Below are 22,820 nucleotides of genomic sequence, written 5' to 3' on the forward strand. Positions count from 1 at the left end.
GGCGCCGGGACCCGGCCGGCCTGCCGGTCGTGGATCAGCAGCGAAAGGGACGATGTGACGGACATCCCAGCGGGAGACATTGCACGCGTCGGAGTCGTGGGCTGCGGTCAGATGGGCGCGGGGATCGCCGAGGTGTGCGCCCGGGCCGGTCTGGACGTCATGGTCGCCGAGACCACCGGCGAAGCCCTGGAGATCGGCCGCACCCGGCTGTTCACCTCCCTGGCCAAGGCAGCCGAGCGCGGCAAGATCACCGAGGAGGAGCAGGAGGCCACGCTGGCCCGCCTGAGCTTCACCACGGACCTCGGCGAGTTCGCCGACCGTGACCTGGTGATCGAGGCCGTCGTCGAGAACGAGCAGGTCAAGACCGAGATCTTCCAGGTCCTGGACCAGGTCGTGACCCGGCCGGACGCCATCCTGGCCTCCAACACCTCCTCGATCCCGCTGGTGAAGCTGGCGGTGGCGACCTCGCGGCCCGACCAGGTCATCGGCATCCACTTCTTCAACCCGGCCCCGGTGCAGAAGCTCGTCGAGCTGATCCCGGCCCTCACCACCTCCGAGGGCACGATCAGCCGCGCCCAGCTGTTCACCGAGAAGCTGCTCGGCAAGCACGCGATCCGTGCCCAGGACCGTTCCGGCTTCGTGGTCAACGCGCTGCTGATCCCGTACCTGCTCTCCGCGATCCGGATGTTCGAGACGGGCATCGCCAGCCGCGAGGACATCGACAACGGCATGGAGATGGGCTGCGCCCACCCGATGGGCCCCCTCAAGCTCTCCGACCTCATCGGCCTGGACACGGTCGCCTCGGTCGCGCAGTCGATGTACGAGGAGTACAAGGAGCCGCTGTACGCCGCTCCCCCGCTCCTGCAGCGCATGGTCGACGCGGGCCGGCTGGGCCGCAAGACGGGCTCGGGCTTCTACACGTACGCCTGACCGTCCGGTTGTCACAGCCACCTCCTCATGTCGGTCCGGGTACCCCCCGAGGCTGATTACGGACGGTCAGATTTCGGCCAAGCGACGGGCCCGGCACCTGGGTTGGTGCCGGGCCCGCGGCATTCACACACCGTGTGCGCGCCGGGCTCGCATATGCCCGTCGCACACTCTCCCCAGGCGCCCACCAGGCGAGTTGACTCCTCATGCGCATGCAAGGGATGTGAAACGACTACGGAAAGGAGCGGACTCGTGACCGTCGATCCCGAGCATCCGGTCGTCCATGGAGAACTCGCAGAGTTACGACGCCGCCTCGATGTGGCCTACGCCCGTGTCGAGGGCGGACTGGCCCTGCTCAGTCACCGCACCGAGGAGACCGCCAAGGAACTCGACGAGCTCAACACCCGGATCCACACGCTCGAACACGCGCGCTGGCCGCTGCCCGCGGTCGCCGCCCTCACCGCCGTGGGTGCCCTCGTCGTGGCGATATGGCAGGCGCTGGGGCGCTAGTCAGGGCAACGTGTCCTGACCGAGCCTGAGATGGTGCAGCAGAAGTAACGCGGCCGCCATGTTGGCGGCCGGGACCTCGCCGCGGGCGACCATGTCGGGGACGAGTTTGAGGGGCACCCATTCCCGGCGGTCCGACTCGAAGTCGTCCACGGGGTGCCCGACGTACTCGCCCTCGTCGGCCCAGTACACGTGGTGCCGGGCGTCGGTGAGCCCGTTGGACGGCTCCACGCTCATGAGGTGGTGCAGGGGCCCCGGCCGCCAGCCGGTCTCCTCCTCCAGTTCCCTGGCGGCCGCGCGGACGATGTCCTCGCCGTCCTCGACCACCCCGGCCGCGAGTTCCCACCCCCAGCTGTCGGTGATGAACCGGTGCCGCCACAGCAGCAGCACCTCGTTGGCCTCGTTGACGACCGTGGCCACCGCGACGGGCCTGAGCCGTATGAGGAAGTGGTCCAGGTGCCGGCCGTCCGGCAGTTCGACATCCGCGAGATTGACGCTGAACCAGCGGTTTGAGTACACACCTTGTTCGTTGTGTTTCGTCCACTGCACGGTTCTGCCACCTTCCGTCGAGTAAGTGGCAATATCGCAGCAGGGACGTACGGACAGCAGGCGCACGGGAAGCGCCTCGGAGCGACACGGGCCTCACCGCCCGGGCCTACAACGGTACGCGCAGCGCCCCGTCGATGAGTTCGGCCGCCTCGGCCGTCCCCGCGCAGCCGCTGCGCACCAGGTGTTCCCGCACCGCGCGCAACCGGTCGCGCAGCCGCTGGGACTCCATCCCCCGGGCCTGCTCGGCCATCTGCACGGCGATGGCCACCGCCTTGTCGGCGTTGCCCTGGCGCAGTTCGATGACGCTGAGCATGGCCAGCCGGTGCACCCGGCCGCGGTCGTGCGCCGGGTTGTCCACGGCGGCGGCGGCGTGCTCCCCGGCGGCCGCGATCTCCCCGAGGCTCAGCAGCGCCTCGGCCACCTGGACGTTGACGAGCCCCGGCTGGACATAACCGGTCTCGTCGGGCTCGTAGCCCCGCCGGATCCGCTCGGCCGCCTGCTCGGCCCGCCGGATGCAGGACAGCGCGCTGCCGCCGTCGCCCAGATGCGCGTACGCCTTGGCCTGCATCGCGTACAGGTCGGAGGCGAGCGCCGGGGTGATGTGCTTGCCGGCGGCCCGCAGCGCCGCTTCCGCGAAGGCCACGGACTGCCGGTACTCCCGCATGAACAGCGACTGGTTGACCAGCAGGGCGATCACGTACGCCCCGAGACCCCGGTCCCCGCTGGCCTTCGCGAGCCGCAGCGCCTGGTGGAAGTAGCGCTGGGCGAGCCCGTGCGCGTCGGAGTCGTACGCGCAGATGCCGGCCACCGCCACCAACCCGCCGGTGGCGCGGTGCAGTTGCCGGCCGGTCTCGTCCGTGTAGCTGCCGCGCAGCAGCGGGGCGGCCTCGGCGTTGAGGAAGCCGACGATCCGGGCCCGCGTCGCGATGCCCCCGGCCTTGCGGTACATCTGCTCGTAGTGCGCGCGGGCGGCCCGCAGCATCTCCAGGTCGCCCGTGGTGACCCGGTGTCTGCCGCCGCGCGAGACGTCCACGTCCTCGGGCGGGTTCTCCCACTCCCACACAGGCATCACCGCGGGCGTGCCGGTGAGGGCGGGCGCGTCCAGGATGTGCGGGCGCTGCTGCTGGTCGGAACGCCACAGGGCGGTGGCCCGTTCGACGAACCCGGACAGCGAGCCGGTGTGCGCGGCGGCCGGCTCGCCGGGCACGCCGAGGCCGATGTCGTCGAGGGTGACGTGCCGCTGCAACCGGCCCGCGAGCACCTCGCAGATCAGGTCGGGGACCTGGCCCCGGGGGCGCTGCCCCTTCAGCCACCGGGCGACGGCGGTGTGTTCGTACCTCAGGGACAGGCCGCGCGCCCGTCCCGCCTGATTGACGTGTGCGGCCAGCCCCGCGTGCGAGATCCCCGCCTCGTCCAGGATCGCGTCGAGCAGAGTGTTGGGCTGCATGTGGGCCCCCCGGGTGGCTCGGTGCGGCCAGGTTAGTGGGTCCGGCTTCACACGGGGTGTGAACGGAGTGCTCGAATCCGCCCCGTGTGCGCGCTGTCGCTCACAGTCGCCGGCCGGTTGACTGAACTGCCTCGAAAGAGGCCGGCCGGGCCGCCGGCTCCCCCTCGTACAGTGCGGCGGCCCGCACCCGCCGTCCGCCCGGCTGCCTGCCCGACACTCCGTGGCGGGGCGGACGGCTCCGCCGGCTCAGCCACGCGGGTCATCGCCGCTGTGTCAGAGGCGGGTCGTCCGCCGCGGGCGCGTGGTGGTCGTTCGCCCGGTTCCCCGCGCCGCTGAGGGACATGCCCCGGCCGCCCCCGAGCACCAGCAGGGCGATGTCGTCCGCCTGGACGGTGCCCCGGGTGTGCTGCCGGAGGGCGGCCGAGATCCTGCCGACGACGCTCTGCGCGGAGAGCGGGCCGGCCCTCACGACATGCGTCAGTGCGGTCGCCAGGGGGAAGAAGCGGCCACCGGAGTCCCGGGCGTCCTGCGCGCCGTCCGTGAAGAGGAACAGCGCCTCATCGGGCCCGAGACGGCCGAGCCCCACCGCCGGCAGCACCGGCGGCAGCGGAGCAACCCCCACGGGCGGGTACGGGTCGCCGGGGACGAGTTGTTCCACCTGGCCGCCGCCGATCCGGAACGGCCAGGGGTGTCCGCAGTTCAGGGCGAGGATCTCCCCGTCGGGCCGGATCTCCACGAGCAGCAGCGTCACGAACTCCTCGGCGGCGCTCGCCGGATGCTGCCGGCGAAGATGCCGGTCCAGGGCCCGCTCCAGCCGGCGCAGCACCCCGCCGAGGTCCTCCTCGTCGTGCGCGGCCTCGCGGAAACAGCCCAGCACCGCGGCGACCGTCCCGAACGCGCCGATGCCGTGCCCGCGCACGTCACCCATCACGGCCCGCACGCCGTGCTCGGTGGCGACGACCTCGTACAGGTCGCCCCCGACCGCGGTGCCGCGCTCCGCCGGCACCTGGACGGCCGCCACCTCCAGGCCGTCGACGCGGGCGGGCAACGGCCGCAGCAGCGCGCTCTGCGCGGCGCCCGCGACGCGGCGCAGCTGCCGCAGTTCGCGCAGCAGCGACCGACGCACATGCAGGATCAGCCCGGTCCCGACCGCCATGAACACGGCGCTGGTGACGATCCGGGCCTGAAGACCGGTCTCCTGGGCGAGTGGGCAGGCCAGCTTGTACGTGACGGCCGCCGCGCCCCACACCGTGGGCAGACCGAGGCTGCGCACCCGACCCCTGATGCGGATCATGCCGATGGCCCCCCAATAGGCCCTGACACACAGAATCGGACCGGCCCGAGAAGGCCGGTCCGATTCTGTCGACAGCGCATCCGCGGAGGGTAGGGATCACCGCCGTTTAGCACTCGAACGAGTGAGGCGCTCAGCTCCGCAGCTCGGCGCCCACCCGCTCGCCCGCGAGGGCCACCGCCGCGTCCCGGGCCGCGGAGGCCTCGTCCACGGTCAGCGTCCGGTCCGAGGCCCGGAACCGCAGCGCGTAGGCGAGCGACTTCCGTCCCTCGCCCAGCTGCTCGGCGTTCTCGTACACATCGAACAGCCGGATCGACTCCAGCAGTTCCCCGGCCCCGTCCCGCAGCGCCGCCTCGACCTCGGCGGCCGGCACGAACGCGTCGACGACCAGGGCGACGTCCTGCGTGGCGACCGGGAACGTGGAGATCCGCGGGGCCTCGGCCGTGGCATCGCCGGCGGCCTCCACCGCGTTCAGGTCGATCTCCATCGCACAGCTGCGCGCGGGCAGCCCGAGGGCCTTCACGACCCGCGGGTGCAGCTCGCCCGCGTGTCCCACGACCCGCTCGGCGCCGTCGACGGTCAGCACCAGCTCTGCGCACCGACCCGGGTGCCACGGCCCGTACTGCCCCTTGCGGATGACGAGTTCGGCACCGGCCTCCCGCGCGACGGTCCGAGCGGCCTCGACCGCGTCGGCCCAGTCGGCCGGACGGCCCTTGCCCCACCAGCCGGCCTGCTCGCGCGCGCCGGCGAGGACCACGGCCGCGTGCCGGGGCTGCTCGGGCAGCGCCGCGTTCAGCTCGGCGAGTTCCTCGTCGGTCGGGCGGCGGTCGACCGGGAGCACCGCGGCGACCCGCTGCTCCTCGCGCGGCCGGAAGACCAGGCCGGTCTCGAACAGCGCGAGGTCGTGCGAGCCGCGGCCGTCGTTGCGCCGCAGGGCGGCGAGCAGACCCGGCAGCAGCGTGGTGCGCAGCGCGGGCTCCTCGTCGCTCAGCGGGTTGCTGAGCTTCACGACGCGGCGCACCGGGTCGTGAGCCTCCAGGCCGAGCTGGTCGAAGACCTGCTCGCCGATGAAGGGGTAGTTCAGCGCCTCGACGTACCCGGCACCGGCCAGGGCCCGGCCGACGCGGCGGTGCAGCCGCTGCCGCTCGGTCAGACCGCGGCCGGCCGGCGGCTTGGGCAGCGTGGAGGGCAGGTTCTCGTAGCCCTCCAGCCGGATGACCTCTTCGGCCAGGTCGTTCGGGTCGGTGAGGTCGGGCCGCCAGGACGGGACGGTGACGATGAGCTCGTCCTGCCCGTACACGTCGCAGCCGACCTCCTGGAGGCGGCGCACGACGGTCTCGCGGCCGTAGACGACGCCCGCGACCTTGTCCGGGTGGTCCGCCGGGATGGTGATGGTGCGCGGCGCGGACGGGGCGAGGACCTCGGTGACGCCGGCCTCGGCGGTGCCGCCCGCGAGCAGGACCAGCAGGTCGACGGTGCGCTGCGCGGCGGCCGCCGCGGCCAGCGGGTCGACGCCGCGCTCGAAGCGCCGGGACGCCTCGGAGGACAGCTTGTGCCGGCGGGCCGTGCGCGCGATCGACACCGCGTCGAAGTGCGCGGCCTCGATGACGACGTCGGAGGTGGCGTTCTCCACGTCGTCGTGGTCGGCGATCTCGGTGTTGGCGCCGCCCATGACGCCGGCGAGCCCGATCGGGCCGCGGTCGTCGGTGATCACCAGGTCCTCGGCGTCCAGCGTGCGCTCGACGCCGTCGAGGGTGGTGAGCTTCTCGCCGGGCTCGGCGCGGCGCACGCCGATGGTGCCCTGGACCAGGGAGCGGTCGTAGGCGTGCAGCGGCTGGCCGAGCTCCATCATCACGTAGTTGGTGACGTCGACGGCGAGCGAGATCGGGCGCATGCCGACCTTCTGAAGCCGGCGCTGGAGCCAGATCGGCGAGCGGGCCTCGGAGCTGAGGCCGGTCACCGTGCGGGCGGTGAAGCGGTCGCAGCCGATGGGGTCGGAGATCCGCACCGGGTAGCCGTGCGCGTTCGGGCCGGGCACGTCGATCAGGGCCGGGTCGCGCAGCGGCAGGCCGTAGGCGGTGGCGGCCTCACGGGCCACACCGCGCAGCGACAGGCAGTAGCCGCGGTCGGGCGTGACGGCGATGTCGAGGACCTCGTCGACCAGCTCGAGCAGCTCGACGGCGTCCTTGCCGATCTCGGTCTCCGGCGGCAGGACGATGATGCCCTTGGTGCCGTCGTCACCCATGTTCAGCTCGTCGCTGGAGCAGATCATGCCGCGCGACATCCGGCCGTAGGTCTTGCGCTCGGCGATCTGGAAGTCACCGGGCAGGACGGCTCCGGGCAGGGCCACGACGACCTTGTCGCCCACGGCGAAGTTGCGGGCGCCGCAGATGATCTCCTGGGGCTCGCCGGTGCCGTTGGCCTGGCCGACATCGACGGTGCAGAAGCGGATCGGCTTCTTGAACTCCGTCAGCTCCTCGATCGTCGCCACCTGGCCGACGACCAGCGGACCCTTGAGGTCGGCGCCGAGCTGCTCGACGGTCTCGACCTCGAGGCCGGCCGAAATGAGCTTGGCCTGCACGTCGCGACCGGTCTCCGTCTCCGGCAGGTCGACGTACTCCCGCAGCCAAGAAAGCGGGACCCGCATCAGATCTCCATCCCGAACGGCCGGGTGAACCGGACGTCACCCTCGACCATGTCTCGCATGTCTTCGACGTTGTGGCGGAACATCAGCATCCGCTCGATGCCGAACCCGAAGGCGAACCCGCTGTACTTCTCGGGGTCGACACCGCAGGCGGTGAGCACCCGCGGGTTGACCATGCCGCAGCCGCCGAGCTCGATCCAGCCCTCGGACGAGCAGGTGCGGCAGGGGCGGTCGGGGTTGCCGATGGACTCGCCCTTGCAGACGTAGCAGAGCATGTCCATCTCGGCGCTGGGCTCGGTGAACGGGAAGAAGTTCGGCCGCAGCCGGGTCTTCATGTCCGCGCCGAACAGGGCCTGGACCATGTGGTCCAGGGTGCCCTTGAGGTCCGCCATGGTCAGGCCCTCGTCGATCGCGAGCAGCTCGATCTGGTGGAAGACGGGCGTGTGCGTGGCGTCCAGCTCGTCGGTGCGGAACACGCGGCCGGGGCAGACGATGTAGACCGGCAGCTCACGGTCGAGCAGCGCGCGGGCCTGCACCGGCGAGGTGTGGGTGCGCAGCACGACGCCGGAACCGGACTCGTCGGTGCCCTTCGGGCCCTGGACGAAGAAGGTGTCCTGCATCTGCCGGGCCGGGTGGTCGGGCAGGAAGTTCAGGGCGTCGAAGTTGAACCACTCCGCCTCGGCCTCCGGTCCTTCGGCGACCTCGTAGCCCATGGCCACGAAGACGTCCGCGACCCGCTCCATCATCGTGGTGAGCGGGTGCCGGGCGCCGGACGGCACGCGGTCGTAGGGCAGCGTGACGTCCACCGCCTCCTCGACGAGCACCCGCGCGTCCCGCTCGGCCTCGAGCTCCACCTGACGGGCGGCGAGGGCCTTGTTCACGGCACCTCGGGCCTGGCCCACGCGCTTGCCGGCCTCGGCCTTGGCGTGCGGGGGCAGGGCGCCGATCTCGCGGTTGGCGAGGGCCAGCGGCGAGGTGGGGCCGGTCTGGGCGACCTTGGCCTCGTGGAGCGCTTCGAGGGAGTCCGCGGCGGCGAAGGCGGCGAGCGCCTCGTCCCGCATGCGCTCGATCTCTTCCGGTTTCAACGTCTCGACCTCGACAGGGTCGTACGACTTATTCGGTGCCGACATCTCTTCCCGTGCTTCCGATTGGCTGGCTGAAGGTCCCCGTCACCGACTCGGACGGCCGTCTGGTGGGACACAAAGGTGCCAATGGCCGAGTCTAACGGGGTGGAGGAATACGAATGCGCCCGCGGGGCTCAGGCGAGATAGGCCGGAGCGCTCACGGGCAACGTAAATCGGAACTCGGCGCCGGCGCCGGGGGCGCGGCCGACCGTGATGGTGCCGCCGTGGGCCTCGACGATGCCCTTGACGATGTAGAGCCCGAGGCCGGTGCCACCGCGCTTGCTGCCCCGCCAGAAGCGGGTGAAGACGCGGTTCATGGACTCCTCCGGGATGCCGGGCCCCTCGTCGCTCACGGTGACCGACGTGGCTGCGTTCTCGGCGTACTCGCCCTCGCGGAGGGACGCCGTGGCCGTGACGTCGATCGTGACAGTTCCCTCGCCGTGCCGCACGGCATTTTCCAGCAGGTTGCTGAGCACCTGGTCGATCTTGTCAGGGTCGGCCCACAGGGCGGGCAGCGGCTGCTGGACGCGCAGCAGGAACCGGTCGGCGGGCTGCCCGGCGGCGACGTAGGCCTGGATGTGCCGTCCGACGGCGGCGCCGATGTCGACGGGCTGGCGGCGCACCTCGAGGCGGCCGGAGTCGATCCGGGAGATGTCGAGCAGTTCGGCGATGAGCCGGGTGACGCGGTCGGCGTCGGCGTCGACGGTCTCCAGCATCAGGCGCTTCTGGTCGTCGGTGAAGCGTTCCCACTTGGCCAGCAGCGTGGCGGTGAAGCCCTTGACGGAGGTGAGCGGGGAGCGCAGTTCGTGGGCGACGGTGGCGATCAGCTCGGCGTGGCTGCGCTCGGTGCGGCGGCGGGCCTCGGTGTCGCGCAGGGTGACGACCAGGCGCCGGAGCGGTCCGGTGGGCCGGGTGCGGACGTAGCGCGCGCACACCAGCACCTCACGGCCGCCGGGCAGGAGGAGGTTGCGCTCGGGCTGTCCGACGCGGATGGCCAGGCCGCCGTACGGGTCGGTCAGCTGCCACCAGCGCCGGCCCTCCAGGTCCTCTAACGGCAGGGCCTTGTCCAGCGGCTGTCCGAGGGCGTCCCCGGCGCGGACGGCGGTGATGCGCTCGGCGGCGGCGTTGAAGCAGATGACGCGCCCGCGCTCGTCGGCCACGACGAGCCCGTCGGGCAGCTGGTCGGGGTCGATGCCGAGGCCGGAGGGATCACCGGGTGGCCGGGACGCGGTGGGCGGGCCCCCGGCGTCCTGGGCTCCCGGTGCGCTGCTCGTGCCGACGCTCATCCCCCTACCCCACCTCCAAGGCTCCACAGAGGGGTCCCCGAGCTGGTCACCCTACTGGTTCCCGGTGACGGAGCGGCACCCTCCGGAGGCGCGCTGTGCACGCGCCGACGCATAGAGACATACGGCGGCGGCGGTGGCGAGGTTCAGGCTCTCGGCCTTCCCGTGGATCGGGACGCGCACGACGGCGTCCGTGAGGGCTCGGGTCTCCTCCGGCAGGCCCCACGCCTCGTTGCCGAAGACCCAGGCGGTCGGCCCGCCCATGGTGCCCTTGTCGAGCTCGTCGTCGAGGTCGCGGTCGCCCGCCCCGTCGGCGGCCAGGACCCGGACACCGGTGCCCCGCAGCGCCTCGACGGCGCGTTCCACGGGGACGCCGACGGCGACCGGCAGGTGGAAGAGGGAGCCGACGGAGGCGCGGACGGCCTTGGGGTTGTACACGTCGACGGAGGCGTCGGTCAGGACGACGGCCTCGGCTCCGGCGGCGTCGGCGCAGCGCAGCACGGTCCCGGCGTTGCCGGGGTCGCGGACGTTGGCGAGCAGCGCGACCAGCCGGGGGCGGGCCGCGAGAACGTCCTCGAAGGGTGTGTCGAGGAACCGGCAGACACCGACGAGTCCCTGCGGGGTGACGGTGGTGGAGATGTCGGCGATGACCTGCTCGGCGGCGAGGTGCACCCGGGCTCCGGCGTCCCGGGCCGCCCCGACGATGTCGGAGTGGCGCTCGGCGGCCTCCAGCGTGGTGAACAGCTCCACGAGCGTGGCCGCGCCTCCGGTCCGGTGCCCGGCCGCCTCCCGGACGGCCTGCGGCCCTTCCGCGAGGAACAACCGATCCTTGCCCCGGAAGTTCCGCTTGGCCAGGCGACGCGCGGCCAGGACGCGGGGGGAGCGGGGGGAGATGAGCTCGGGGGTGGCGGGAGGCATCCGGTTCGCTTTCTCGGTAGCTGCACAGCAGGACCCGCAGACCGTCCGGCCTGCGGGTCCTTCAGTCACATCGGCTCGAGCCGGTGTCACGCAGCCTTCGGCGCGTTCACGTCGCTCGGCAGCGCCTTCTGGGCGACCTCGACGAGCGCGGCGAACGCGCCGGCGTCGTTGACGGCCAGCTCGGCCAGGATCTTGCGGTCGACCTCGACGTTGGCGGCCTTCAGACCCTGGATGAAGCGGTTGTAGGTCATGCCGTTGGCGCGGGCGGCGGCGTTGATGCGCTGGATCCACAGCTGCCGGAAGTCGCCCTTGCGCTTCTTGCGGTCGTTGTAGTTGTAGACCAGCGAGTGGGTGACCTGCTCCTTGGCCTTGCGGTACAGGCGCGAACGCTGACCGCGGTAGCCGGAGGCCGCCTCGAGGATCGCCCGGCGCTTCTTGTGGGCGTTGACTGCCCGCTTGACGCGTGCCACTTGTTAACTCCTTGTAGCGGGGTCGTGGGGGTGCTCACACGACCCGAAATCGATTGGGTCCCGGTCTGGCGTACGTCCGGCGCTCACGCGCCCGGACGTCACTTGCCGAGAAGCTTCTTGATCTTCGCGGCGTCGCCCGGGGCCATCTCGGCGTTGCCGGTGAGGCGACGCGTCACGCGGGACGACTTGTGCTCGAGCAGGTGGCGCTTGCCGGCACGCTCACGGAGCACCTTGCCGGAGCCGGTGATCTTGAAGCGCTTGCTGGCACCGCTGTGCGACTTGTTCTTCGGCATAGCGCCGTTCTCTCCTCGTCGGTGGCGCTCCGGTGCCCGGTCGTGAAACCGGGCACGGTGGAGCGTCGTCTTGTTTCGGTTGCTTCCTGGGACTGGTGTCCCGGGAGTCACGCCTCGGCGGGCTCCTCAGCCGGCGCCTCGGTCTCCGCGGCGTTCTGCGACTTGCCGGGGTTGGCCTTCGCTTCCGCCTTGCGGGCTTCCTGCGCCTGGCGGGCCTCGGCCATCGCCTCGGTCTTCTTCTTGTGCGGACCGAGAACCATGATCATGTTGCGGCCGTCCTGCTTCGGGTTCGACTCCACGAACCCGAGGTCGGCCACGTCTTCCGCGAGACGCTGCAGCAGCCGGTAGCCCAGCTCGGGCCGGGACTGCTCGCGACCACGGAACATGATCGTGATCTTGACCTTGTCGCCCTGCTTGAGGAACCGAACGACGTGACCCTTCTTGGTGTCATAGTCGTGCGGGTCGATCTTCGGCCGGAGCTTCATCTCCTTGATGACCGTGTGCGCCTGGTTCTTGCGCGCCTCACGGGCCTTCATGGCCGACTCGTACTTGAACTTCCCGTAGTCCATGAGCTTGCACACAGGCGGACGGGCGGTCGCCGCCACCTCGACCAGGTCCAGGTCGTACTCCTGCGCAAGCTCCAGTGCCTTGGCCAGCGGGACGATGCCCACCTGCTCGCCACTGGGACCGACAAGTCGCACCTCTGGAACGCGAATCCGGTCGTTGATGCGGGGCTCGGCGCTGATGGATCCTCCTCGGTAGCACCACGCGGCAGTCTGGCGGACGGCCGCGTAACGTCTGTGTTCGATAGACCTAACCGCGCCGAGGCAACAAAAATGCCCCGGACGATCCCAGGCGAGGCTCCTCGAACTACCGGAGCACCGCCGCGGGAAGCCGCGGGGCACGCTTTCGGACGGAACGCCGCCACGGGGGACGGGACCGCCTGACCGGTGACCCGCCGCCCTGAGGGCGATCGGGTGGGAGTTCGAAAGCCTCCACTTGTGGGTCGGGCTCGCGGGCTGTGAGGCACACGTGTCCGACCGGTCGTTACACGAGATTACCAGCATGAGCCAGGAAGGGCGAACGGGGGCGTGCCGGGGGCACGTGGGGATCACCCGCTGCCTGCGCCTATCGTGTGGGGCATGAGTGAGACCCCTCCTGAGTCCCCCGACTTCGACGCCATGACCCGCGACATCGCCGAGGTCCCGGCGGTCGAGGTGATCGTGACGGTCGCCGTCAACCTGATGAGCGCCGCCGCGGTGAAGCTCGGTCTGACCGAGGAGGGCGAGAAGCACAAGGACCTGGACGAGGCCCGCAAGCTGGTGCACGCCCTGGCCGGTCTGCTGGACGCGACCGCGACCGAGATCAGCTCCTTCCACGCGGCTCCCCTGCGCGACGGCCTGAAGTCGCTCCAGCTGGCGTTCCGCGAGGCCTCCCTCGTCCCGGACGAGCCGGGCAAGGGACCGGGCGAGAAGTACACGGGCCCGGTCTACGGCTAGCCCGGCCTCAGCGTACGAACAGGGGCTCGCCCGGTGGCGTCGCCTCGGCCGGCAGCAGTGCCAGGTCGAGGCCGCGCACCAGGCGGGCCCTCAGCGTTTCGTCGGCGGCGATCCGCCGGGCCACGGACCGGGCGGCCTCGGCGGGGGCCGCGGAGGGGTCGACGACCAGGGCGAGGGTGCCGTCGGCCCGGCCGGGGCCGAGGTGGGCGCGCAGGACGGCGGGCTCGGCGGCCACGGCGGCACGAACGGCCTCGACGACGGCCGGGTCGGCGAGCGGGTCCGTGGTGGCGCGGCCCTCGGCGAGGGCCAGCAGGGCGGGACCCGTCAGTTCGAAGGGCACCGGCCCGGCCAGGTCGAGCACGATCGTGTCCGCCTTCTCGTGCGCGGCGGCCTGGAGGGCCTGGTGCAGAGGTACGGCGACGGGGCGGGCGGCCGGGTCCCAGCGGGCGAGGGACTCCGTGGACGTGAAGGCGGGCAGGGCGGTGCGGTTCCCGGCCTTCAGGGTCGGTACGGCCATGTCGCTGGTCTTCTCGCGGCGCAGTCCCCGCTCGTCCTCCTCGACCTCGCCGAGCACGGCCACGACGGGCACGAGCAGCCGGGCGCCCTTGAGGGCGTCGAGGACCGGACCCAGCGCGCCGCGGTCGGCGGACCAGGCGGCGAGCGCCGCGCTCAGGCGGGGGTCGGCGGAGCCGTCGTCGTCGGAGAAGCCGGGGTCCGGGATGTTCTTGTTCGCCACCCGTCGACCCTATCGGCCGGCCGCCGTGCCGCCCGCAGCGGCTCAGTAGTCCTCGCGGCTCGTACGACGGCCGCGCCACAGCACGACCGCCGTGACCAGCAGGACGCCGCCGGCGCCGCCCGCGAGGGGGGCGGCCCAGTCGGCGGTGCCGTCGCCGGAGGCGGCGTCGTCCGGGCCGCTGCCGAAGTACCGCGCGCCGTAGGACGCCGAATGCAGGCCCTCCGGCTTCAGTCGGCCCGCGGCCTCGATGGCGGCGGCCGGGTCGATGAAGCCGAAGCCGCGGGAGTCGTCACGGCCTCCCGCAGGGGCGTTGCGGGCGGTGTCCTCAAGGAGGGACTTGATCTGGGCCGGCGCCAGACCGGGGTGGGCGGCCTTGACCAGGGCGGCGGCGCCGGAGACGAAGGCGGCGGCGGCGCTGGTGCCCCAGCCCTCGTAGTACTTGTGGTCGGGGTCGGCGATGACGACGTCGACGCCGGGGGCGCTGACCGTGGCGTACCAGCGGCGGGTGGAGAAGGAGGCCCGGGTGCCTGCGCGGTCGACGGCCGTGGCCGCTATGACGCCCGGGTAGGCGGCCGGGTAGGAGATGTGGTCGCCCTTCTCGCCGCCGTTGCCCGCGGAGGCGACGACGACCACCCCCTTCTTCAGGGCGTACTGGACGGCCTGGTCCTCGGCGGGTTCCGGGTGCGCGGACGCGGAGTCGTCGCCCAGGGAGAGGTTGATGACGTCGGCGCCGTGGTCGGCGGCCCAGCGGATGCCCTCGGCGAGGGCGTTGCCACGGGTGCTGCGGGCCTTGGCCCGGGAGGGGTCGCCGTCCTCCAGGATCACGCGGACCGGGAGGATCTTCGCCTCGGGGGCGATGCCGAGGATGCCGTCGGCGTTGCCCGGGCCGTGTCCGTGGCCGGCGATGATCCCGGCCATGGCGGTGCCGTGGCGGGCCCAGGCGCGGTCGCCCGGCTCGGCGCCGAAGCGGATCAGGTCCTTGCCGGGCAGGACGTTGCCGGCCAGGTCGGGGTGGTCGGCCTCGACGCCGGTGTCCAGCACGGCGACGGTGACGCCCCGGCCCTTCGTGGTCTGCCAGGCCTGTTCGGTGTGCATGGCCTCCAGGGCCCACTGCTGGGCGCGGATGCCGTCGGCGTGCGCGGTGGCGGTGGGCAGGAGGACCAGGCTCGCGGTGAGCAGGGCGCCGAGGGCGGCGGCCCTCCGGGACGGCCTGTGCGCGGGTTTCCCGGGCCGGGTGTGCTTCACGACGGCTGCTCCGAGGCCGAGCGGACGTTTCTGCGGAAGTCGCGTTCCACACGGTCCGCCAGGCCCTTCGCCTCGTTGCCGAGGCCGGCCTGGGCGGCGGCGGTGGTGGCACCGGCCTCCATGGCGTCCCCGGCCGGCTGCGGGTCGTCGACGCCGCGGCCGTCGGCCCATCCGGAGACGGCGTAGACGACGACGGGGGCCTCGGTGAGCACGGAGACGGTCCAGGCGGCGCGCTGCCGGGCGCCGAAGCCGGCGGCGGGCGTGCCCTCGGCGGCGTACGGCAGCGGCATCAGGTCGCTGCGGCGGTCGAGGCGCTCGTTGCGGAAACGGTTCGCGAGGGCGGTCATGCCCGGGGCGTCGGCCGTGGTGAAGAGCAGACCGACGGTGGTCACGTAGCTCTCGGTGGCGTCGGTGTAGGTGGCGCGCAGGAGGCGTTCGCAGCCGACCGGGGCGAGGGCCTTGCGCAGCAGCGGGTCGAAGGCGTCCTTGCAGCCGCTGTCCGGGGCGACGGCGACGCGGGTCCAGGTGCGGTCGGCGCCGCCGGGTCCGGCGCCCTGGCCCTGCACGGTGGGCGGGAACAGCTGGTCGACCGGGACGCTGTGCCAGAGGCTCCCGGCGGCGGCGAAGGTGCTGGGCGCGCCGTCGTCCCCGGAGCCGCCCACGAGCCAGCTGCCGGTGACGGCGCCCGAGATGAGGCCCAGCCCGAGCACGAGGCAGGCGGCCGCCGCCGCGGCCTGTGACACCCCACGTCCGCGGAGCGGCCGGGGCCGGGCATCGCCGTCGTAGCCCTCGGGCTCGCCGAACGACACGAAGGGCCGCGTGGCGCTCCAGGAGAGGGCGGGGTCGGGGGTGACGGGGGCGGGGTTGCGGACCGGTGCGGTGGAGGCCATCGGCTGACCGTGCCCTACGGCCCTGCCGGTCGGGGCCGACGGCTCGTGCGCGGGGCGTGGCGGGGTGCCGGGGCGGGCCGCCGTCGCCCTCTGCGCGGCGGGACCGGCGAAGGAATCACCCTCCGACAGACCCGGACCACGCCCAACGGCCCTGCCGGTCGGGGCCGACGGCTCGTGTGCGGGACGTGGCGGGGTGCCTGGGCGGGCCGCCGTCGCCCTCTGCGCGGCGGGACCGGCGAAGGAATCACCCTCCGACAGACCCGGACCACGCCCAACGGCCCTGCCGGTCGGGGCCGACGGCTCGTGCGCGGGGCGCGGCGGGGTACCTGGGCGGGTCGCCGTCGCCCTCTGTGTGGCAGGGCGGTCGGAGTTCTCGGTCGGGTGGGCCACTGTCGGTTCCGCGGCGGCAGGGCGTCGCGGGGCGGTCGTCTCGGACGCCTGCTCGCCGGGGGCGCCGGTGCGGCGGGGCGCGGGGAGGCGGAACGGCCGGCCGGACGTGTCCGGGGGCGATCCGGCCGGGGCGTCCGCCCGGCCGGGCGCGCGCAGGCGGAACGGCCTGCCGGGCGTCTCGGGCGAGGTTCCCTCCGCCCGTCCTGAAGCGTCCGGAGCGGGGAGGTGGCGGGGCCGCGGAGGGGTGTCCGGTGCCCCGGAGTCGGTGCGTCGTTCCCGGCCGACGCTGGGCGGCGTGTCGGGGAAGCGGCTGGAGGGGCGCGGCGGGGGCGGTGCGGCGGAATCGGTGCCCCGGGCCGCTGCGGCGGTGCCGAGGGTCGGGAAGCGGGGGCGGCCGGGCGATGCCTCGGAGGGGGACGGGCCGTCCGTCCTCGGCGGGGTGGCTCCCGGTCGCGGCGCGGGACCGGAGCGCGTGTCCGGGGTGGTCCGCTCCTGCGGTGCCGGTGCCGGTGACGGGGCCTCCGGCGCGGCCGGGGGGTGTGACGGGCGTGGTGGGGTGGCGGGGCGTGGGGGGAAGGAGGCGCGCTGCGCTTCCGTGCTCATGCACCCCCCGTTTCCTCGTGCCCGGGCCGCTCGTCTCGCGCGGGCCGGTGTCGCCCGCACGAGGCCCGGTACGGAATCGTCCCGGGCACACATACCCGTACGGACGGAGCGTCATCCCGGCGCGGATTCCCGGCCGGCGTCGTCCGCCGTACGTGCGCGTCACTCTACGGCTTGTTCCTGGGCGAACGGGAACCAGTCCACGAGGCCGGGGCATCTGCCCGGAACGTCCCCCTACCCTGCGGTAATCCAGTCTGGCAGGCTGCGTCCATGACTGCGCGCGCCGCCGACCGGGCCCGTTACGACCGGGCCACCGCCCATCTCGACGCCCCTCTCGCGATCGTGGACCTGGAGGCCTTCGACGCCAACGCCGCCGACCTGGTGCGCCGCGCCGGGGGCAAACCCGTCCGGGTCGCCAGCAAGTCCGTGCGCTGCCGGGCCCTGCTGGAACGCGTCCTGGCCCGGGACGGCTTCGCCGGGATCATGTCGTTCACCCTCGCCGAGTCGCTGTGGCTGGCCCGGTCGGGGTTCGAGGACGTGCTGCTCGCCTATCCGTCCGCCGACCGTGCGGCGTACGCCGAACTCGCGGGGGATCCCAAGCTCGCCGCCGCCGTGACCGTCATGGTCGACGATGTCGCCCAGCTGGATCTGATCGACGCCTCCCGGGGCGGCGGGCGTGAAGTGGTGCGGGTGTGCCTGGAGTTGGACACCTCGCTGAGGTTGCTCGGCGGGCGGGTGCGGGTGGGGGCCCGGCGTTCGCCGCTGCACTCCCCCGCCCAGGTCGCCGACGTGGCCCGGGCCGTGGCCCGGCGGCCCGGCTTCGACATCGTGGGGATCATGGCGTATGAGGGCCATGTCGCCGGTGTCGGGGACGCGGTGGCCGGGCGTCCGCTGCGCTCGCGGGCCATCCGGCTGATGCAGGCCGCCGCCCGGCGTGAACTCGCCGAGCGGCGCGCGGAGGTGGTGCGCGCGGTACGGGCCGTCGTGCCGGACCTGGAGTTCGTCAACGGCGGCGGCACCGGCTCGGTGCAGCACACGGCGGCCGAGGACGCGGTCACGGAGATCGCCGCCGGGTCGGGGCTGTACGTGCCGCGCCTGTTCGACAACTACACGTCGTTCAGCGGCCGTCCGTCGGCCCTCTTCGCCCAGCCGGTGGTGCGGCGGCCGGGGGTCGGAGTGGTGACGGTCCTGGGCGGTGGGTATCCCGCCTCGGGCGCGGCCGGACCCGACCGGTCGCCCGTGCCGTATCTGCCCGAGGGGCTGCGCTACGACCCTCAGGAGGGGGCCGGTGAGGTGCAGACGCCGCTGCTCGGCTCGCCCGCCGACGACCTGCTGATCGGCGACAAGGTGTGGTTCCGGCACGCGAAGGCCGGTGAGCTGTGCGAGCGGTTCGACCGGCTGCACCTGATCGAGGGCGACGCGGTGACGGCGACCGTGCCGACCTACCGCGGCGAGGGCCACACGTTCCTGTAGGGCCTGGGGGCGTCAGTCCGTCGGGCCGATGCTGCTGCCGACGCCGCCGCCGGTGTACGCGTCGCCGAACGGGCGGATGCCCTTGGTGAGGCGGTCCATGCCGGCGAGCGGCGGCCCCTCCTCGCCCGCGTCGAAGACGTACCGGACGAGGACCGGCGACTCGGTGCCGACGCTGGAGGGGAAGACGAGCGACTGGACGTAGCCGCCGGGGCCCTTGGCGGTCCTGACGCGCCAGCGCACGAGGTACCCGGCGCGGCCCGCCACCGCGACCGGCCCGGACTTCACGACCTGGTGCGACTCCAGGCCGCCGTAGAGCTCGCGGCCGAGCCGGTCGCGGTCGTAGGCCTCGTCGGCGGCCTCGGAGATGTCCGCCTGGGCGAGGGCCTCGGGGGACTTCTCGTCGTTCGCGGTCACCGTGCGGGAGAAGACCGTGCCGTGGCGGCACAGGCCCACGCCGCCGGGGCAGTCGTAGGTGCCGTCGGTCGTCATGACGACGTCGTCCTGGGTGACGTACCGGGGGCGGACCCAGCCGTCGAGCAGGGGGAACGTGATGCCGTTGAGCTGGTCCTCGACGATCGCGGGGGCGTCGGCGGACGGCTCGGAGGCGGACGCCCCGGGGGCCGGCTCCGCCGTGGTGGGGGCGGGGGACGGGGACGAGGGCGCCGTCCTGGTCCGTGTGCCGCGGCCGTCGCCCCCGTCGAGGGCGACGGCCGCGGTGACGATCGCCCCGAGCAGGACGGCGCCGGCGGCGGTCAGGGCGACCGCCTTCGTCCGGCCCGTGCCGCCGCCCGGCGGCGGGGCGGCGGGGGCCTCGGGCACACGGCGGTGCTCGGTCCAGGCCGTGCCGTCCCACCAGCGTCGCAGGTGCGGGGCGTGCGGGTCGGGATACCAGCCGGGCGGCGGCGTCATGCTCATCCCGGCACTGTAGGGCGCGTCCCGGACCGTCCGGACGCTCGTCTACAGGGGTGTGACGTACGCCCCCGCGATCCCGCCGTCGACCAGGAAGTCGGTGGCGTTGACGAACGAGGAGTCGTCGCTGGCGAGGAAGGCCACGGCGGCGGCGATCTCCTCGGCCTCGGCGAACCGGCCCAGCGGGATGTGCACCAGGCGGCGCGCGGCCCGCTCCGGGTCCTTGGCAAACAGTTCCTGGAGCAGAGGGGTGTTGACCGGGCCGGGGCACAGGGCGTTGACGCGGATGCCCTCGCGGGCGAACTGCACGCCCAGTTCACGGGACATGGCGAGGACGCCGCCCTTGGAGGCCGTGTAGGAGATCTGGGAGGTCGCCGCGCCCATCCTGGCCACGAACGAGGCCGTGTTGATGATCGAGCCCTTGCCCTGGCGCCGCATGTAGGGGATGGCGGCCTTGCAGCACAGGTAGACGGAGGTGAGGTTGACCTCCTGGACCCGCTTCCAGGCCTCCAGGCCGGTCTCCAGGATGGAGTCGTCGTCGGGCGGGGAGATGCCGGCGTTGTTGAAGGCGATGTCGACACTGCCGTAGGTGTCGTGGGCGGTCTTGAAGAGGGCCTCGACCTGCTCGGGGTCGGTGACGTCGACCTTCACGAAGGTGCCGCCGGTCTCCTCGGCGGCGGCCTTGCCGCGGGCCTCGTCGACGTCGCCGCAGACGACGTGGGCGCCCTCGGAGGCGAGGCGGCGGGCGGCGGCGAGGCCGATACCGCTGCCCGCTCCGGTGACGACGGCGGTACGGCCGACCAGGCGGCGGCAGATGTTCTCCTGGGCAGTCACTGTGCGGGGCCCTCCGTGCTGATGAAGACGTTCTTGGTTTCGGTGAAGGCGGTCAGGGCGTCGGGGCCGAGTTCGCGGCCGACGCCGGACTGCTTGTAGCCGCCGAACGGGGTCCAGTAGCGGACGCTGGAGTGGGAGTTGACGGACAGGTTGCCGGCGCGGACAGCCTGGGAGACGCGCAGGGCACGGCCGACGTCCCGGGTCCAGATGGAGCCGGAGAGGCCGTAGGGGGTGGCGTTGGCGAGGCGGATCGCGTCCTGCTCGTCGGTGAAGGGCAGCAGGACGGCGACGGGGCCGAAGATCTCCTCGCAGGCGGCGGCCGAGGCGGGGCTCTCACCGGTGAGGACGGTCGGCGGGAACCAGAAGCCGGGGCCCTCGGGGGCACTGCCGCGCAGGGCCGGGGCGTCGTCGGGCACGAAGGCCCGGACGCGGTCGAGCTGCTGCCGGGAGATCAGCGGGCCCATCTGGGTCTTGTCGTCGGCCGGGTCGCCCACCACCACGGCGGACAGCGCCTCGGCGAGCAGTTCGCGGACCTCGTCGTAGACCGGTTCCTGCACCAGGATCCGGGTGCGGGCGCAGCAGTCCTGGCCGGAGTTGTCGAGGAAGGAGAAGGGGTCGACGGCCGTCTTGAGGTCGGCGTCGGCGAAGACGATGTTGGGGCTCTTGCCGCCGAGTTCGAGGGTGACGGGCTTGACCTGCTCGGCGCCGAGTGCGGCGACGCGCGTGCCGGTGCGGGTGGAGCCGGTGAAGACGATCTTGGCGACCCCGGGGTGCCGGACCAGGGCGTCGCCGGTGATGTCGCCGCGGCCCGGCAGCACCTGGAAGAGGTGTTCGGGAAGCCCCGCCTCCAGGGCGAGTTCGGCCAGGCGCAGCGCGGTGAGCGGGGTGGTCTCGGCGGGCTTGAGGATGACCGCGTTGCCGGCCGCGAGTGCCGGGGCGGTGCCCCAGGCGGCGATGGGCAGGGGGAAGTTCCAGGGGGCGATCACACCGACGACGCCGAGCGGTTCGAGGATCGTGACGTTCAGGCCGCCGGGGACCGGGATCTGCCGGCCGGTGAGCCGTTCCACTCCCCCGGCCGCGTAGTCCAGCAGGTCGCGGACGTTGCCGGCCTCCCAGCGGGCGTTGCCGATGAGGTGACCGGCCTCACGGACCTCCAGGCGGGCCAGTTCCTCCAGGTGCTCGTCGACGGTGGCGGCGAAGCGGCGCAGCAGCCGGGCGCGGTCCGCGGGGGGCAGGGCGGCCCAGGTCCGCTGGGCCCTGGCGGCCCAGGTGACGGCCGTGTCGACGTCGGCCGGGCTCGCACCGGCGACGGCGGCGACGACCTCCTCGGTGGCGGGGTTCAGTACTTCCAGAAGGTGCTCGGAAGACAAGAAGGACCTCACATGCGTTCGAAGGAGCGGCGCAGCTCCCAGTCGGTCACCGCGGCGTCGTACGCGTCCAGTTCGACGCGGGCCATGTTGCGGTAGTGCGCGACGACCTCGTCGCCGAAGGCGGCCCGGGCGATGGAGCTGTTCTCCCAGAGCTCGGCGGCCTCGCGCAGGGTGGTGGGGACGTGGTCGAGGTCGGCGGCGTAGGCGTTGCCGGGGCAGGGCTCGGGCAGTTCGAGCTTCTGCTCGATGCCGTGCAGTCCGGCCGCGACCAGCCCGGCGACGGCCAGGTAGGGGTTGACGTCACCGCCGGGCAGACGGTTCTCGAAGCGCATCGAGCGGCCGTGGCCGACGACGCGCAGCGCGCAGGTGCGGTTGTCGTGGCCCCAGGCGACGGCGGTCGGGGCGAAGGAGCCGGGCTGGAACCGCTTGTAGGAGTTGATGTTGGGCGCGTAGAGCAGGGAGAACTCGCGCAGGGCGGCGAGCTGGCCGGCGAGGAAGTGGCGCATGACGTCCGACATGCCGCCTTCGCCGTCCCCGGCCATGGCGTTGGTCCCGTCGGCGTCGGCGAGCGAGAGGTGGATGTGGCAGGAATTGCCCTCGCGCTCGTTGTACTTGGCCATGAAGGTGATCGACATGCCCTCCTGGGCGGCGATCTCCTTGGCGCCGGTCTTGTAGACCGAGTGCTGGTCGCAGGTGACCAGGGCCTCGTCGTAGCGGAAGGCGATCTCGTGCTGGCCGGGGTTGCACTCGCCCTTGGCGGACTCGACCGTGAGACCGGCGCCCGCCATCTCGTTGCGGATGCGGCGCAGCAGGGGCTCGATACGGCCGGTGCCGAGCACGGAGTAGTCGATGTTGTACTGGTTGGCCGGGGTGAGGCCCTTGTAGCCGGCGTCCCAGGCCTGCTCGTAGGTGTCCTTGAAGACGATGAACTCCAGCTCGGTGCCGACCTGCGCGGTGTAGCCGAGTTCGGCCAGGCGCTCCAGCTGGCGGCGCAGGATCTGGCGGGGGGCGGCGACGACCGGGGAGCCGTCGCTCCAGGCGAGGTCGGCGTGGAGCATGGCCGTGCCCGCGTTCCAGGGGACCCGGCGCAGGGTGGTGAGGTCGGGGTGCATGGCGAAGTCGCCGTAGCCGCGGTCCCAGGAGGACATGGCGTAGCCGTCGACGGTGTTCATCTCGGTGTCGACGGCGAGCAGGTAGTTGCAGCCCTCGGTGCCGTGGTGGAGGACCTCGTCGAGGAAGAAGCGTGCGGCGAACCGCTTGCCCTGGAGCCGCCCTTGCATGTCGGGGAAGGCCAGGACGACAGTGTCGATCTCACCGCCGGCGACGAGGGTGTGCAGTTCCTCGACGCTCAGCGGAGCTGTGCGGTCTGCCACGGGAAGGCCTCCTAGGCTCCTTGGATCCGCTGCCTTGGATCCGCTGGG

Annotated in this window: 21 protein-coding genes; 4 read left to right on the forward strand and 17 right to left on the reverse strand. The window is 72.8% G+C overall.

The genetic code is table 11. The annotated features are described in order from the left end of the window. The first annotated feature begins 54 nt into the window (after window positions 1-54). Complete coding sequence (locus AB0I06_RS20760) at window positions 55-930, forward strand: 3-hydroxybutyryl-CoA dehydrogenase (protein ID WP_185009286.1); 876 nt, start codon at window positions 55-57, stop codon at window positions 928-930. 249 nt (window positions 931-1,179) lie between these two features. Then, entirely contained in the window at window positions 1,180-1,437 is a 258-nt protein-coding gene (locus tag AB0I06_RS20765; RefSeq protein WP_363120286.1) for a hypothetical protein, read from the forward strand. On the opposite strand, the gene AB0I06_RS20770 is transcribed toward AB0I06_RS20765, so the two are convergent. The 10 genes from AB0I06_RS20770 to infC form a co-directional block, all read right to left on the reverse strand. Then, window positions 1,438-1,983 (reverse strand): NUDIX hydrolase, encoded by a 546-nt coding sequence (locus AB0I06_RS20770; RefSeq protein WP_363120287.1) that lies wholly within the window; start codon window positions 1,981-1,983, stop codon window positions 1,438-1,440. It lies immediately after the preceding gene. A 106-nt stretch (window positions 1,984-2,089) separates the two neighbouring features. Next, a complete protein-coding gene (locus AB0I06_RS20775; RefSeq protein ID WP_363120288.1) occupies window positions 2,090-3,430 on the reverse strand; it encodes a transcriptional regulator in 1,341 nt (446 codons plus the stop codon). A 259-nt stretch (window positions 3,431-3,689) separates the two neighbouring features. After that, on the reverse strand, window positions 3,690-4,724 hold the full coding sequence (locus AB0I06_RS20780; protein WP_363120289.1) for a PP2C family protein-serine/threonine phosphatase: 1,035 nt from the start codon (window positions 4,722-4,724) through the stop codon (window positions 3,690-3,692). 130 nt (window positions 4,725-4,854) lie between these two features. Continuing rightward, complete coding sequence (gene pheT / locus AB0I06_RS20785; RefSeq protein WP_363120290.1) at window positions 4,855-7,368, reverse strand: phenylalanine--tRNA ligase subunit beta; 2,514 nt, start codon at window positions 7,366-7,368, stop codon at window positions 4,855-4,857. Continuing rightward, entirely contained in the window at window positions 7,368-8,495 is a 1,128-nt protein-coding gene (gene pheS / locus AB0I06_RS20790; RefSeq protein ID WP_363120291.1) for a phenylalanine--tRNA ligase subunit alpha, read from the reverse strand. Before pheS ends, pheT begins: the two co-directional genes overlap by 1 nt. Before the next feature lie 128 nt (window positions 8,496-8,623). Continuing rightward, window positions 8,624-9,775 (reverse strand): ATP-binding protein, encoded by a 1,152-nt coding sequence (locus AB0I06_RS20795; protein ID WP_363120292.1) that lies wholly within the window; start codon window positions 9,773-9,775, stop codon window positions 8,624-8,626. Window positions 9,776-9,826: 51 nt separating this feature from the next. Next, entirely contained in the window at window positions 9,827-10,690 is an 864-nt protein-coding gene (locus AB0I06_RS20800; protein ID WP_363120293.1) for an RNA methyltransferase, read from the reverse strand. Between the two features lie 86 nt (window positions 10,691-10,776). After that, window positions 10,777-11,160, reverse strand: coding sequence for a 50S ribosomal protein L20 (rplT, locus tag AB0I06_RS20805; protein WP_363120294.1), 384 nt, complete (start codon window positions 11,158-11,160; stop codon window positions 10,777-10,779). A gap of 98 nt (window positions 11,161-11,258) precedes the next feature. Then, window positions 11,259-11,453 (reverse strand): 50S ribosomal protein L35, encoded by a 195-nt coding sequence (rpmI, locus tag AB0I06_RS20810; protein WP_003977225.1) that lies wholly within the window; start codon window positions 11,451-11,453, stop codon window positions 11,259-11,261. Window positions 11,454-11,560: 107 nt separating this feature from the next. Continuing rightward, the gene (infC, locus tag AB0I06_RS20815; RefSeq protein WP_363120452.1) at window positions 11,561-12,199 is read right to left on the reverse strand and encodes a translation initiation factor IF-3; all 639 of its coding nucleotides are present in this window, start codon (window positions 12,197-12,199) and stop codon (window positions 11,561-11,563) included. Window positions 12,200-12,595: 396 nt separating this feature from the next. Between infC and AB0I06_RS20820 the strand changes: the two genes are divergently transcribed. Beyond that, entirely contained in the window at window positions 12,596-12,952 is a 357-nt protein-coding gene (locus tag AB0I06_RS20820) for a DUF1844 domain-containing protein (RefSeq protein WP_363120295.1), read from the forward strand. Between the two features lie 7 nt (window positions 12,953-12,959). Here the strand turns inward: AB0I06_RS20820 and AB0I06_RS20825 are convergent, their stop codons facing one another. The 3 genes from AB0I06_RS20825 to AB0I06_RS20835 are packed head-to-tail and all read right to left on the reverse strand — an operon-like array spanning window position 12,960 to window position 15,823. Continuing rightward, window positions 12,960-13,688, reverse strand: coding sequence for an SseB family protein (locus AB0I06_RS20825; protein WP_363120296.1), 729 nt, complete (start codon window positions 13,686-13,688; stop codon window positions 12,960-12,962). Window positions 13,689-13,730: 42 nt separating this feature from the next. Then, window positions 13,731-14,933, reverse strand: a complete 1,203-nt coding sequence (gene mycP, locus AB0I06_RS20830) for a type VII secretion-associated serine protease mycosin (protein ID WP_363120297.1) — start codon at window positions 14,931-14,933, stop codon at window positions 13,731-13,733. Beyond that, window positions 14,930-15,823 (reverse strand): hypothetical protein, encoded by an 894-nt coding sequence (locus AB0I06_RS20835; protein WP_363120298.1) that lies wholly within the window; start codon window positions 15,821-15,823, stop codon window positions 14,930-14,932. The genes mycP and AB0I06_RS20835 overlap by 4 nt, the downstream gene beginning before the upstream one ends. A 1,260-nt stretch (window positions 15,824-17,083) precedes the next feature. Between AB0I06_RS20835 and AB0I06_RS20840 the strand changes: the two genes are divergently transcribed. Then, window positions 17,084-18,286: an amino acid deaminase/aldolase gene (locus AB0I06_RS20840; RefSeq protein WP_363120299.1), complete on the forward strand. Its 1,203-nt coding sequence runs from the start codon at window positions 17,084-17,086 to the stop codon at window positions 18,284-18,286. 12 nt (window positions 18,287-18,298) lie between these two features. Here the strand turns inward: AB0I06_RS20840 and AB0I06_RS20845 are convergent, their stop codons facing one another. Genes AB0I06_RS20845 through AB0I06_RS20860 form a run of 4 tightly spaced genes read right to left on the reverse strand, consistent with a single transcriptional unit; the run spans window position 18,299 to window position 22,772 of the window. Further along, the gene (locus tag AB0I06_RS20845; RefSeq protein ID WP_363120453.1) at window positions 18,299-19,195 is read right to left on the reverse strand and encodes a DUF2510 domain-containing protein; all 897 of its coding nucleotides are present in this window, start codon (window positions 19,193-19,195) and stop codon (window positions 18,299-18,301) included. A 48-nt stretch (window positions 19,196-19,243) separates the two neighbouring features. After that, the gene (locus AB0I06_RS20850) at window positions 19,244-20,029 is read right to left on the reverse strand and encodes a 3-oxoacyl-ACP reductase (protein ID WP_363120300.1); all 786 of its coding nucleotides are present in this window, start codon (window positions 20,027-20,029) and stop codon (window positions 19,244-19,246) included. Further along, on the reverse strand, window positions 20,026-21,399 hold the full coding sequence (locus AB0I06_RS20855; protein WP_363120301.1) for an aldehyde dehydrogenase family protein: 1,374 nt from the start codon (window positions 21,397-21,399) through the stop codon (window positions 20,026-20,028). Before AB0I06_RS20855 ends, AB0I06_RS20850 begins: the two co-directional genes overlap by 4 nt. Window positions 21,400-21,407: 8 nt before the next feature. Then, the gene (locus tag AB0I06_RS20860) at window positions 21,408-22,772 is read right to left on the reverse strand and encodes a glutamine synthetase family protein (protein WP_363120302.1); all 1,365 of its coding nucleotides are present in this window, start codon (window positions 22,770-22,772) and stop codon (window positions 21,408-21,410) included. Window positions 22,773-22,820: the final 48 nt, after the last annotated feature.

The sequence above is a fragment of the Streptomyces sp. NPDC050674 genome, assembly GCF_040654575.1.
Taxonomy (GTDB): Bacteria; Actinomycetota; Actinomycetes; order Streptomycetales; family Streptomycetaceae; genus Streptomyces.

Coding starts and splice junctions, on each gene's coding strand:
- AB0I06_RS20775 (WP_363120288.1), bottom strand. CDS start 3,430: ATGCAGCCCAACACTCTGCTCGACGCGATCCTGGACGAGGCGGGGATC.
- AB0I06_RS20780 (WP_363120289.1), bottom strand. CDS start 4,724: ATGATCCGCATCAGGGGTCGGGTGCGCAGCCTCGGTCTGCCCACGGTG.
- pheT (WP_363120290.1), bottom strand. CDS start 7,368: ATGCGGGTCCCGCTTTCTTGGCTGCGGGAGTACGTCGACCTGCCGGAG.
- pheS (WP_363120291.1), bottom strand. CDS start 8,495: ATGTCGGCACCGAATAAGTCGTACGACCCTGTCGAGGTCGAGACGTTG.
- AB0I06_RS20795 (WP_363120292.1), bottom strand. CDS start 9,775: ATGAGCGTCGGCACGAGCAGCGCACCGGGAGCCCAGGACGCCGGGGGC.
- AB0I06_RS20800 (WP_363120293.1), bottom strand. CDS start 10,690: ATGCCTCCCGCCACCCCCGAGCTCATCTCCCCCCGCTCCCCCCGCGTC.
- rpmI (WP_003977225.1), bottom strand. CDS start 11,453: ATGCCGAAGAACAAGTCGCACAGCGGTGCCAGCAAGCGCTTCAAGATC.
- AB0I06_RS20820 (WP_363120295.1), top strand. CDS start 12,596: ATGAGTGAGACCCCTCCTGAGTCCCCCGACTTCGACGCCATGACCCGC.
- AB0I06_RS20835 (WP_363120298.1), bottom strand. CDS start 15,823: ATGGCCTCCACCGCACCGGTCCGCAACCCCGCCCCCGTCACCCCCGAC.
- AB0I06_RS20840 (WP_363120299.1), top strand. CDS start 17,084: ATGACTGCGCGCGCCGCCGACCGGGCCCGTTACGACCGGGCCACCGCC.
- AB0I06_RS20845 (WP_363120453.1), bottom strand. CDS start 19,195: ATGACGCCGCCGCCCGGCTGGTATCCCGACCCGCACGCCCCGCACCTG.